The organism is uncultured Kiloniella sp. (assembly GCF_937128705.1).
In the GTDB taxonomy this organism is placed as follows: domain Bacteria; phylum Pseudomonadota; class Alphaproteobacteria; order Kiloniellales; family Kiloniellaceae; genus Kiloniella.
On the sequence record NZ_CAKZMP010000417.1, the window covers coordinates 1 to 12138 of the forward strand.

Annotated in this window: 12 protein-coding genes; 4 read left to right on the forward strand and 8 right to left on the reverse strand. The window is 42.6% G+C overall.

Annotated elements, in window-relative coordinates; translation table 11 throughout:
• The 6 genes from Q0241_RS21415 to Q0241_RS21440 form a co-directional block, all read right to left on the reverse strand.
• On the reverse strand, window positions 1-790 hold a 790-nt coding region (locus tag Q0241_RS21415), incomplete at its 3' end, for an FAD-dependent oxidoreductase (RefSeq protein WP_299381144.1).
• Window position 791: 1 nt separating this feature from the next.
• Window positions 792-1685, reverse strand: a complete 894-nt coding sequence (locus Q0241_RS21420; RefSeq protein ID WP_299381146.1) for a Gfo/Idh/MocA family oxidoreductase — start codon at window positions 1683-1685, stop codon at window positions 792-794.
• Window positions 1685-2704 carry an SMP-30/gluconolactonase/LRE family protein gene (locus Q0241_RS21425; protein ID WP_299381148.1) on the reverse strand — a complete coding sequence of 340 codons (1020 nt, stop codon included), beginning with the start codon at window positions 2702-2704 and terminating at the stop codon, window positions 1685-1687. Before Q0241_RS21425 ends, Q0241_RS21420 begins: the two co-directional genes overlap by 1 nt.
• A gap of 78 nt (window positions 2705-2782) precedes the next feature.
• On the reverse strand, window positions 2783-4066 hold the full coding sequence (locus tag Q0241_RS21430; RefSeq protein WP_299381150.1) for a TRAP transporter large permease: 1284 nt from the start codon (window positions 4064-4066) through the stop codon (window positions 2783-2785).
• Window positions 4063-4608, reverse strand: coding sequence for a TRAP transporter small permease (locus Q0241_RS21435; RefSeq protein WP_299381152.1), 546 nt, complete (start codon window positions 4606-4608; stop codon window positions 4063-4065). Before Q0241_RS21435 ends, Q0241_RS21430 begins: the two co-directional genes overlap by 4 nt.
• A gap of 71 nt (window positions 4609-4679) precedes the next feature.
• Window positions 4680-5702: a TRAP transporter substrate-binding protein gene (locus tag Q0241_RS21440; RefSeq protein ID WP_299381154.1), complete on the reverse strand. Its 1023-nt coding sequence runs from the start codon at window positions 5700-5702 to the stop codon at window positions 4680-4682.
• A 374-nt stretch (window positions 5703-6076) separates the two neighbouring features.
• Between Q0241_RS21440 and Q0241_RS21445 the strand changes: the two genes are divergently transcribed.
• The 4 genes from Q0241_RS21445 to Q0241_RS21460 are packed head-to-tail and all read left to right on the forward strand — an operon-like array spanning window position 6077 to window position 9464.
• Window positions 6077-7180: an isocitrate/isopropylmalate family dehydrogenase gene (locus tag Q0241_RS21445; protein WP_299381156.1), complete on the forward strand. Its 1104-nt coding sequence runs from the start codon at window positions 6077-6079 to the stop codon at window positions 7178-7180.
• 12 nt (window positions 7181-7192) lie between these two features.
• Complete coding sequence (gene otnK, locus Q0241_RS21450) at window positions 7193-8482, forward strand: 3-oxo-tetronate kinase (protein ID WP_299381158.1); 1290 nt, start codon at window positions 7193-7195, stop codon at window positions 8480-8482.
• A 14-nt stretch (window positions 8483-8496) separates the two neighbouring features.
• Entirely contained in the window at window positions 8497-9171 is a 675-nt protein-coding gene (locus Q0241_RS21455) for a class II aldolase/adducin family protein (protein ID WP_299381159.1), read from the forward strand.
• A 2-nt stretch (window positions 9172-9173) separates the two neighbouring features.
• Complete coding sequence (locus Q0241_RS21460; RefSeq protein WP_299381161.1) at window positions 9174-9464, forward strand: putative quinol monooxygenase; 291 nt, start codon at window positions 9174-9176, stop codon at window positions 9462-9464.
• Here the strand turns inward: Q0241_RS21460 and Q0241_RS21465 are convergent.
• Together Q0241_RS21465 and Q0241_RS21470 are read right to left on the reverse strand one after the other, a co-directional pair.
• Window positions 9457-10035: a sarcosine oxidase subunit gamma gene (locus tag Q0241_RS21465; RefSeq protein ID WP_299381162.1), complete on the reverse strand. Its 579-nt coding sequence runs from the start codon at window positions 10033-10035 to the stop codon at window positions 9457-9459. The genes Q0241_RS21460 and Q0241_RS21465 overlap by 8 nt on opposite strands.
• Window positions 10028-12138 (reverse strand): glycine cleavage T C-terminal barrel domain-containing protein (locus tag Q0241_RS21470; RefSeq protein ID WP_299381164.1); only part of this gene is annotated, 2111 nt, incomplete at its 5' end. The genes Q0241_RS21465 and Q0241_RS21470, both read right to left, overlap by 8 nt.

Here is a 12138-nt window from a genome sequence, read left to right on the forward strand (position 1 = left end):
AGAAATCTTTGAAATTTGTTCCGTTGGTTCCCGTGCCAACGTAACCACGATCCCCGATATTGAACCCAACTACAAACCGACGGCTAGTTCCTTCAAACTCTTCAACTAAAAGCCATGAATTAGAGCCAGGGTTATACTCCCATACTTCATCTTGAACATTCCCTAAACTTCCGGAGTCTCCAGCCACGATATAGCCTTTTCCATACGAAGAAAACCCTGCATATCCACCAGTAGCTAATATTATACTTTTTGAATATAACTCTTTTATTTCACCAGATAAAATATCTAGAATTACTACACCTTTACAGATTTTATCTTCTACAATTAAATCTAATAAAACATGTTCATTAAGAAACTCAATTTTATTTTTGATACATTGATCAAATAATGTATGAAGAATTTTTAAACCTGTATAATCACTTGAGTAACAAGTACGTATTTTTTTAGTTCCTCCAAATTTTCTTTGAGAGATTTTATTCTCTTTATCTCTATTAAAAGGAACTCCAATAGCATCAAGCCAGTTGATTGTATCTTTAGCATTACTACACATAAAGTTGATATTATCTTTACTTGATATCTCTTTAGAAGCATTGTATGTATCACTTACATGTTGTTCTATACTATCTTTATCTTCATATAAAACTGCATTGATACCACCTTGAGCTTGAACAGTTTGTGAATGTGTTGCTTGAGTTTTTGATATAACTAAGGTTTTAGAGTTTTTTTCTTTCGCACTTAGTGCAGCACTAAGACCCGCTGCACCAGAACCAATTATTATGACATCATACATTTTAATCCCAAAACTCTTTTATATTCTGAGAAGAGTCGATTTCTATTTTTTTATCAGTATTTTCACCATATTGACGAAGTGAGAGTACAGCATCACCATTTAAAAACAGTGTTCCCTTCGCCCCCTCTATTCTTAACTCTCCCATGGTTAGGCGTCGATTGTTCGCTTTGTGATCTGACAACCTATTGCCATCAAAAACACCGCGTGATCCATTTACGAAATCGAAAATAATAATCCCGGCATCCTCACCTTTAATCACAGGATTCAAACGTCTTAGGTCAGCATAAATTGATTTCATATCTCCAAACAGAAAACGAAAAACGTCAATTAGATGCACAGCTGTCTCGTGCACTAAAAGTCGATCCATTTGTTGGAAATAAGGTTGCCGTTCCATATATGCATCAGGACCTTGACCATCTCCGGGACGCAACGCATAAGAAATTTGATAGAGCTCACCTAGAATATTTTGTGCTAAAAGCTCTTTGATTTTCAGGTACCAGGGTTGAAACCTGAAGTTTTCATGGATGATAACCTTTGCCTTTTTTTCTTTGATTAATGCTACCAGATCAGTTGCATCTGTGAGCGAAGCTGTAAAAGGTTTCTGGCAAATCGCGGGAATCCCCCTCAACACACACGATTTCACATAGGATTGGTGCGTTACCGGGGGGGTAATAATATCAACCAGATCAGGTTTAGTTTCATCCAGCATCTGATCAAAATCCTGATAGATAGATTTAATCTGATATTTATTCGCCAATTCCTGAGCCGGTTCAATTGTTCGGTTACATACAGCAACCATTTCCACTTCGGGAATTCTGGCCCAAGCAGAATACTGAAAGCGGCTAAAATATCCTGTACCGACAGTTGCGACCTTTAACGTTTTTGACGGCTTCATCAGGACTCAGTCTCACTTTTCATTGTAGGTTTGTTCGGGCCGTCAAAATTCCAATGCACCGGGGCATGTCCGACATAGTCCGAATCAAACGAATAGATTGATTGATCCAATAAACAACCGAGGTACCCGGTTTTTAAATCTGATCCACCGAACGCAAGACTTGAAATATTTTTAAGTTTTTTACTTTGTGCATTGTCCAGATGTGGACGCCCCATTTCTCCAGCTTGGAATGCAGCCTCAACCCACTCTAGATGCTCATTATTACAATCTTCGATCATCACTGTTTGAGAGCCATCTGATGCTATACGAATAACCCTGTTACTCACAATAGATGTAATCCAAATGCCACCATCTGTATCAAATGTCATACCATCAGGGAATGTTCCCAAACCGAATTCAGCAACAGTGGTTTTATTTGAAAGATCGCCATTTTCAGCAATATCAAAAGATACTAATTTACGTGCAAAGGTTTCATTCACATAGAGTTTATTGCCGTCAGGACTAACCAAACATTCGTTCGTATAACCAAGATTATCGGCAACTATTCTGGGCGGTACATCTTCTGATGATGTATCCACCAGCACAACAAACCCATCACAAACATCAGGTTTATAACCTTCGCTTCTAGGCATTTTTCGTGTGCTAATCGTTATCCATACACGTCCCTTTTCATCCAGATGTACATAATTACTCGGCGGTAGAGGTTCGCCATCAACTTCCAGACAAAACGGGGTTGTTGTACCATCTTGGGCTATTCGATAGACCCCTCCATCCGTATCCCCTAAATGAGCGACCAGAACAGAACCATCCGGCATCAGGCATATACCATTCGGTTTTAGGTTTAAGGATTTATCATTCGGTAACAAATACCATTGAGAACCATCGGCTTCTGTTATCCCGACGCCGCCGCGCCAATCAGCCGTATATAAACGTCCGTTTGATGTACTCAGGACGCATTCTGGTCTGTTTAGGCCTGTGCCAACTTTCTCAATATTATCAAGACTTATCATCGTACTCATACCTTAAATACTCATTATTAAGAATGAGCCTGAATTTATCTTTTTAATCCAGGCTCATCATACCATAGCGTGAGGAATCTATCTGAATAACTCGACCATTGTCATCGATATTGCAGGAACGTAAGTCACGAGTAACAAAGCCGATATAGCAGCTAAATACAGTGGTGCCATAGCCCTTGCGATAGAAAGAACCCCTACGCCTGATATCCGTGATGCGACATAAAGTGTTGCACCAACTGGCGGCGTAAACAGTCCAACAGCAACATTACACGTCATTATGACGCCAAGATGTACAGGATCTACACCAAAGTTCATTGCCGTAGGAATAAACAACGGTGCTGTCAGCAGGATTGCAGGTAGCGGATCCAGAACCAAACCAAGCATCAGTAAAACAACATTAACCAACAACAAGAAGGTAAACGGGTTTTCCGAAACGCTATTGATAAACTGTGCAAGCATTTGAGGAAGTTGTTCAAGTGTAATCAACCACCCCAGTACTGTTGTAGCACCGATTACAACCATAACAATGGCACTGGTTATAAAGGAATCAATGATTAGCTTAGGCATTTCCTTGATACTGAAGTCCCTGTAGAGAACGACAGTTACGAAAAAACCATATACCACGGCAACAGCAGCAGCTTCAGTAGGCGTAACTAGACCACCAAAAATGCCCCCTAATATCAAAACAGGCATAAATAATGCCGGCGCTGACCGAACAAAAGACCGCCAAAGGGCTTTAGCCGATGTTCTTTGCCCCCCAGGATCACAGTTGGTTTTTTTGCCGATATAATAACAAACAGCCATAAACAGAAGGCCAAAAATCAGCCCGGGAACAACACCCGCCAAAAACAAATCAGCGACTGAAACATTCCCCACAAAGCCATAAATAAGCATTGGGATGGATGGCGGTATAATAATACCAATCGTTCCTGCTGCGGCAACCAGACCACCAGCAAATGCTTTGCTATAACCTTGCTTAGCCATATTTGGAATCATGACGGAACCAATGGCAGCAGAATCTGCAATTGCTGATCCCGAAATACCGCCAAAAAGCATCGACGCACCGACAACGACAAAACCAAGACCGCCAGGTAAGAAGCCAAAAGCTTCTTTTGCAAAATCAATAATGCGTTGGCCAACGCCGCCTCTGCCCATTAATTCACCTGCAAAAATGAACAATGGTATTGCAATGAAATGGTTTGGCTCAACTCCCCCAATAAAATTGAGATAAACAGCCTGTAACGGATATCCTAAATCAAAGACAAAAATGGGTAATATAGCAGTAATAAGAATAGCCCAGACAAGTGGTATGCCAATCACAATCGTAAAAAGGAATACGGCGCAAATAAAGAGTAATATCATTCGAAATCCTCCCAGCTATGGTCATCGGATTTCGAAATCCCGCCATCAATATTTTTAGAAATATTCTGTACGTCCACTAGGCAATTATACAGATGAAAAATCAGAGTAAAGAGCATGCCAATTGGCAAAGATGCGTACAAAAGCCCTACGGGCCAATATAGAACAGTCGTCTTTTGAGCCCAGGTATGTAAGGCAATGTTACTTCCGTTATAAAGCACCGTTACGAGTATAACAGTGATAACCAAATTGATCAGAATTTGTAGAACTGATTGCAGCCTTAAAGGTACTAAGTTTTCAACTATTTCTGTAACACGCATATGCGCTCCACGTGCTGTTGCTGCTGCACAGCCCAAGAAAGTCAGCCATAATAACAAAAACGCTGTGATCTCAAGCGACCAAGCCAAGTCAAAGCCTGCAGCTCCGCGTAAAACTGCGTTGGAAAATATAAGTAAGAGAACAATCACACCGCCACAAACAAGAAAAATATCTATCGATTGGCTTAGATATCTTAACAAAGCGGGATATCGACTTCGGTAATCCACAATACGGGCTCCCAATCTGAATAAAAAAGAAGTGCCTCCTCAAAAGAAAAGGCACTTCAATAACTTGAAACTTAATTTGCTGGGAGTTTTTTACGAATTTCAGCAGTATCGGCTAGAACCTTTTCAACTGCATCGCCATAAATGCCTTTGGCTTTTTCATACACAGATTGTACGGCATCACGGAAGGGGCCAATCTCCGGAACACTTACTGTTGCACCAGCTTTTTTCATTTCTTCAATTTGACCATTTACGGAATCGCGAACCAGTTTACGGCTGAATGCCGACGCATCAATCGCAGCTTTCTGAACAGCAGCTTGATCTTCAGGAGAGAAGCTCTGCCATGTCTGCTCTGATACTGTTAGTGGTAAAGGACTATAAACGTGGCGAGTAAGTGTAATGTTTGGTGCTACTTCATAAAAGCGTAGCGATTTAATTGTATCTACTGGGTTTTCCTGTCCATTAACAACCCCTTGTTGAATAGAAAGATAAACATCAGTGATTGGCATCACAACAGTTTGGAAGCCAATCGCTTCCATTGTCCACCGAATCATATCATTAGGATAAACACGCATTTTCTTGCCCTCTGCATCTTTTGGCGATGCAAGGGGATCACTTGTTGTAAAGCTTCTAAAGCCAGCTTCCCAAGTAGAAAGTACGCGGAAACCCTTTTCTGGTAACTTTGCAAACTCAGATTTCATCCAGGCAGAATTATCATAAAACTCCCATCCCTGTTCATATGTATCAACAAGGAAAGGCATCGCCGTTAGATTCAAGCTTGGTTGATGTGTAGCATAGCTTCCTGTTGCGGATACCGTAAAATCAACACCACCCAACTGTAATTGTTCAATAGCCTTTGGATCATTCGCAAGCTGACCAGATGGGTAAATTCTTACTTTATAACGCCCTTCAGTATATTCGCCGACTTTTTCCGCAAACACTTCTGCTGCAGCCTGTCGGGATCCTCCAGGATTATCCGTGTGACTAAAACGAAGAACTTTTTCAGCATACGCATCACCAGTTGTCATCATAGATGTACCTAACAACGTGACCGCGGTAAGTGTTCCCGTCGTTATTTTTGATATTTTTTTTAACATTTTAAGCCTCCCCAGCTAACGGCATGTTTTACCGTTTTTAAATTCAATTCGAGTTACTGCTTTGAATGGTTCCAAAATACGAACATCAACAGCAACCTCTAACCCGGATCACGATAAATTATTAAAAGTATGTGTCAATGTATTTTTTAATGTATACATTGACACATACTAAAACTATCTATCTAATACAAACCAACAACAAATGCCAAATCAACACTAAAGGTTTGTTTTGTATGAATTATTTTACTTCATTAGGCGAAATTTATTTTTTAAAAGACTTCAACTAATAAATTAACTTCCTTCAAAACAACCGCACGAAATTCACTCTTCTTAACAATTTTCAGGAAGAGATAAAAACCAAACAGGACAAAAAAATGAGTAAACCGTCTTTTCAAATTGCTACAATTAAAGGTGACGGAATTGGGGTTGATGTAACCGAAGCAACACTCGCCATCATTAATGCTGCACAACAAAGAGTCGAAGGTTTTAGCCTTGAGTATAATTACATTTCAGCAGGCGCTGGATACTACAAAGAAACAGGTAGTGATATTGAAACAGGTGGCGAAGAAGCTGCGGGAAAAGCTGATGCTATTTTCCTTGGTGCTATTGGTCTTCCTTCAATCCGTTATGACGATGGTACAGAAATATCGCCCCATTTACGCTTAAGAGATCGCTTTCAGCTTTATGCAGGTGTACGCCCCATCAAGGCATATCCGAATGCCCCACAGCGCCTTGCTGACCCCAAAGCAGCCGATATCGATATGATTATTTTAAGAGAATCCACCGAAGGTCTTTTCTATTCAGCTGCAGTACATAACCGATGCCCAGTACAAACAGACAACGAAGTACAGGATATTGTCCGTATAACACGCAAAACCACTGAAAAATTACATGATTTTGCCTTCAAGTTAGCACAAAAAAGAAAAGAACGGGGGGGTAAAGGACAAGTCACCTGTGTTGATAAAGCCAATGTTTTTAAGTCAATGGCTTTCTTCCGACAGATTTTTGATGAAAGAAAATCAAACTTCAAAAACATTCAAGCAACATATAACTATGTTGATGCACAGGCTTTGGATTTTATCAGACGACCTTGGGATTTTGACGTTCTGGTGATGGAAAACATGTTTGGCGATATTCTTTCAGATCTCGCTGGCGGGCTCGTCGGCGGTATGGGCATGGCATCATGCGGAGAGATTGGCGATAACCACGGACTTTTCCAACCAGCACACGGAAGTGCGCCAGATATAATGGGGCAGGATAAAGCGAACCCGCTAGCAGCGATTTTAAGCGGTGCTTTAATGCTTGATTATCTGGCAGATAAGTCTGGCGTTCTATCTGTGGAAAATGCAGCAAAAGTTATTGAACAGGCTGTTTATCAAGGTTTTAAAGATAATGCTATTCGTCCAATGGAATTTGGCGGTGATATGGGAACAAAAGCTGTAACCAAAGAAATCATCAAACGTATCCAGCAGAAATAGACGAGAAAAGTTATGAGTATCATTTTAGGCTGCATCGCAGACGATCTGACCGGCGCCACCGACCTTGCCATGATTTTGGTTCGTGAAGGTATGAAAACAGTACAAGTTGTAGGGGAACCAAATGCTGATACCCCTGCCCCAGATGCCGAAGCAGTGGTTGTTGCCCTGAAATCAAGAACGAATGATGCCCAAGAAGCAATTTCAATGACCATAAACTCTTGCAAATGGTTGCAATCTCTTGGTGCGAAACAAATCTTCTTTAAATACTGTTCTACATTTGATTCAACAGACAAGGGAAATATCGGTCCAGTAACAGATGCGTTGATGTCGCATCTTGGGTGTTCCAGTACAATCGCCTGCCCAGCCTTTCCAGAAAACAAAAGAACCGTTTATCGGGGATATTTGTTTGTAAACGATGGATTGCTTTCAGAATCATCTCTGCGCAATCATCCTTTAACGCCAATGAAAGATGCCAATCTTAACCGCATTCTTTCGACCCAATCATCAGCAAACATTTCAAATCTCTATTTTGAAGAGATAGAAATGGGTCACGAGGTTATTTCACAAACAATTGCCGAAAAAGATACTGGTCCTAGAACCATTCACATCACAGATGCATTAAATGACAATCATCTCAGATCTATTGGTAAAGCTTGTAAAAATATGAAGCTTGTCACAGGTGGGTCAGCTGTTGCGCAAGGGTTGCCCCTAAATTTTCAAGAACAGGGTTTGCTTAGCTCAAGAAGAGAAGAGCAATTATTTTCAGCCCCCAAAGGTCCCAGTGTCATTCTGTCCGGCAGTTGTTCAGAAGCTACGCGCAGCCAAGTAAACTATGCACAAAACCACTTACCCAGTTTCTGTTTGGATGCCGTTGAAATACTAAATAACGAGGCCGTCGTAGAAAAAGCCGTCACATGGGCAGCTGACCGCATAAAAGCTGACACACCTGTATTGCTATATTCTTCGGCAGATCCTGCTGTTGTTAAACAAATACAAAGCAACCAGAATCAAGTGGACGTCGGTTCTCGCGTCGAAGCCGTAATAGGTGAGATAGCGCAACAACTTCATGCGCTCGGAGCATGCCGTTTTGTCGTTGCTGGCGGCGAAACATCAGGGGCTGTGATAAATGCTTTGGATGTCAAAACAATGTCTATTGGTCCACAAATTGATCCGGGTGTTCCTTGGACCACGACAACTGTTGATAAAAAAACAATAGCATTGGCCCTAAAATCCGGAAACTTTGGAACAGAAGACTTTTTCATAAAAGCACTGAATCAACTGAAGCAATACGAAATATCATAACAAGGTTATTTTTAATGCAATTTTTGGAACTGCGTCAGGATTTAATCCAAACTGTCCTGCAAATGAATAGAATGGGTATCAACCAGGGAACGTCTGGGAATGCAGCAGCAAGAGTACCGGAAGGTTTTCTGATTACCCCCTCTGGCATGGCCTATGAAGATATTACGCCAGAAGACATCGTCCTAAAACGTTTCAATGGAACCTACGAAAGTCCAAACGGCTTACGAAAACCATCGAGTGAATGGCGTTTTCATGAAGATATTTTCAATGATAGACCAGATGCAAATGCCATTGTCCATACCCATGGCAAAGCTGTCATGACGATTGCTTGCATGCAAAGGGAAATACCGCCATTCCATTATATGATCGGTCTTGCTGGCGGGGATACCATCCGTTGCGCCCCCTACCAAACTTTTGCGACGAAGGAGCTTTCAATTGTCGCAGTAGAAGCACTCAAGGACCGTAAAGCTTGTTTGCTTGCAAATCATGGACAAATCGCTCTGGGCAGCAACCTAAAACAAGCTTTATCCATGGCAATGGAAGTCGAAACGCTCTGTGATGTTTATTGGCGAACGCTCATTGCCGGTGGTCCAACTATTTTGGATAAAAATCAAATGGATGAAGCACTGGAAAAATTTAATAAAGGGTACGGTAGTGCCAAGGCTTTCGTCTCTAGTGAGAGTAAATAATTATGTATGTGATCATCGTAGATTTCGAGATTAAGCAAGAATTTATCAAACAATTTAACGAAGCGATGCTGAGACAAGCACATACTTCTCTGGAAAAGGAAGAAGGCTGCACGCATTTTGATGTCTGCCAAGCACCAGAAGAGCCACACAAGTTCTTCCTTTATGAGTGTTATACAAATGCCGCTTCATTTGATGTACACCTAAAGTCTGATCACTTCCTAGCGTTTGATCAGCTGGTTTCAGACTGGGTTACCCATAAAGAAGTGCGTTGTCTGGAAAAAATATCTAGCTAATAGGCTCAATATTTACAGCCGACATTTCAATTGATTCAAGAAACGAATGTGCTGAAGAACGGGCAGATAACAAAAGAAAACTATCTTCACCTTCATGTATAATTGTTGCCCCCAAATGCTCCATGATCGTTCTGGCGACAGAACCAACAGGAAAGACTGATGGATGAATATCAACAGGGCAAATACGCGAGAGCAAACGTCGGCTGTTAATTCCTGACAACCGTATCATAACGTAACTATCCGATTGATCCGTCAGATAAACCGCTTCACCAAGATCGTTACGTACAGTTGAAGCGGCCGCGTTACCTTCATAATCAAATATAAAAAAATATTGATCCTGTGCCATGCTGAAGAGAACAGCATTATCCCGAGATGAAGCAGATAACAGCCCTGTTTTTGGCAACTCAATTTGATAAGAACTTGCCAGGGCATCCACGAGTTCCTTTTCACCGTCTTTGGGAACAGCAATCGATACAATAGCTCGATCATTAACTTCTTTGATAGAAACGCCCACGAAATCCTGGCTAAATCCATCCAAAGGTGTATTGGCAGTAAGTGTATATTCAGGCACGGAGGCGTTCTCCCTCTGGATCAATAAAGTGTGCAGAAACAATCTCAACCTCGATTTCGCCTCCGCGAAGAGGATCAGCAGCGCGAACCACTTCTCCCATGCGTTCGCGTCCTTGTTTTATAAATCCAAGGCCGATGGAATGTCCCAGGTTCGGAGAATAGGCAACAGATGACATCCAGCCCTCATCGTTAGCCATATTCACTGCCTTACCTTTCGCGATAAAATGTGCACCGGCTTTAAGTTCATCACCTGGATTAACAGGACGAAAGCCAACAAGGCTTAAACCATCTTTTTGGTTTAAGCTTTCACGTTCAGAAAGCGTATTACCGATACAATCTTTTCTTTTGGAAACCATACGCCCCATGCCGAGATCCTGTGCCGTTGTTTGACCGTTAAGTTCATTCCCTGCTGCATGACCTTTTTCAATCCGCATAACACCAAGAGCCTCTGTGCCATAGGGGGTTACATCAAACTCTTCACCCGCCGCCATCAAAGTACGTACCAAAGAATCTCCATAACGGGTCGGAACAGCTATTTCGTAAGCCAATTCGCCAGAGAAAGATATTCTGAAAAGCCGTGCAGGAATACCGCCGCAAACCGTGATTTCACCACAAGCCATAAAGGGAAAAGCATCGTTAGAAATATCGTGCTCACGATCAACAATTTTCTGTAAGAGCCTCCGAGCATTCGGTCCTGCCACAGCAAACTGCGCATACTGTTCAGTGCTTGAAATCAGGTGCACATCCATTTCAGGCCACAGGCACTGGCGACAAAACTCCATATGCCTGAATACACCGACAGCATTGGCTGTTGTTGTTGTCATAACAAAGTGATTTTCGGCAAAACGCGCTGATGTTCCATCATCCATCATGATGCCGTCTTCACGTAACATAATACCATAGCGCACCTTGCCCACAGGTAGTTTGGCAAAGGCATTGGCGTAAACTTTGTTCAGGAACTCAGCAGCGTCTTTGCCCTGAATGTCAATTTTTCCAAGCGTGGTGACATCGCAAACACCGACAGAGGATCTGGTCTGCGTGACTTCGCGATCAACCGACTGTCGCCAATGTGTTTCACCTGGTTTCGGGAACCATTGCGCGCGGTACCACATCCCAGCTTCAACAAAGACGGCCCCCTGCTCTTCAGCCCAGCTATGGCTTGGTGTTAACCTTGAAGGCCGGAAATCTTTTCCTCTGGCCCGTCCAGCAAGGGCACCAATTGCCACAGGCGTATATGGTGGGCGGAAAATTGTCGTTCCGGTTTCAGGGATTGTTTTCCCCGTACATTCCGCCATAACCGCCAAAGCAGGAATATTGGCTGTTTTCCCCTGATCCGTTGCCATGCCAAGCGTTGTATAGCGTTTCAAATGCTCAACAGAACGGAAACCTTCCTGATGCGATAGTTTGACGTCTTTTACCGTCACGTCATTCTGTAGATCTAGCCAAGCCCGCGCCTTGCTCTCTTTCACATGCCAATAAGCTGATATTCCAACAGTCTCTTCTTCTGATTTGGCAGCAATTTCTTTCGTTGGTTTAAAGCCAAGGTCTTTTACAGCTTTATTACCCAGATCATATCCATCCTCTAGAGCGGATGACAAAGACAAGTTACCAGCCGCAGCGCCCGCAACCATCATTCCTTGAGGCAATTCACCACCGGGCACAAAAGCAGCAATATCTTCCTGCCAAGTCGGACGTCCTCGCTGATGACAGGTTAGTTGTACATTCGGGCTCCAGCCGCCAGAAACAGCAAGGCAATCCGCCGGCATTTTCTGGCCATTTGATAGCGTAATTGACCGGACACCATGTCTTCCCTGAGTATCTACGATACGGCCGCCCATAACCACAGCAGCACCCTTTGGTACATCGACAGGTGGCTGTCCATCTCGACTATCAATGACGGCCGTAATCTCAACACCTTTGGCAGCCAAGTCTGTTGCCGTACGCCAACCATCGTCATTGTTGGAGAAAACAGCAACTCTTTTGCCCGGAAGCGCGCCCCAACGATTAACATAAGCCCGAACAGCCCCAGCAAGCATAATGCCTGGCCGATCATTATTACCAAAGGCAATTGGACGCTCTGTAGATCCTGCGCACAAAATAGTGC

Coding starts and splice junctions, on each gene's coding strand:
- Q0241_RS21420 (WP_299381146.1), bottom strand. CDS start 1,685: ATGAAGCCGTCAAAAACGTTAAAGGTCGCAACTGTCGGTACAGGATAT.
- Q0241_RS21445 (WP_299381156.1), top strand. CDS start 6,077: ATGAGTAAACCGTCTTTTCAAATTGCTACAATTAAAGGTGACGGAATT.
- Q0241_RS21440 (WP_299381154.1), bottom strand. CDS start 5,702: ATGTTAAAAAAAATATCAAAAATAACGACGGGAACACTTACCGCGGTC.
- otnK (WP_299381158.1), top strand. CDS start 7,193: ATGAGTATCATTTTAGGCTGCATCGCAGACGATCTGACCGGCGCCACC.
- Q0241_RS21460 (WP_299381161.1), top strand. CDS start 9,174: ATGTATGTGATCATCGTAGATTTCGAGATTAAGCAAGAATTTATCAAA.
- Q0241_RS21425 (WP_299381148.1), bottom strand. CDS start 2,704: ATGAGTACGATGATAAGTCTTGATAATATTGAGAAAGTTGGCACAGGC.
- Q0241_RS21430 (WP_299381150.1), bottom strand. CDS start 4,066: ATGATATTACTCTTTATTTGCGCCGTATTCCTTTTTACGATTGTGATT.
- Q0241_RS21455 (WP_299381159.1), top strand. CDS start 8,497: ATGCAATTTTTGGAACTGCGTCAGGATTTAATCCAAACTGTCCTGCAA.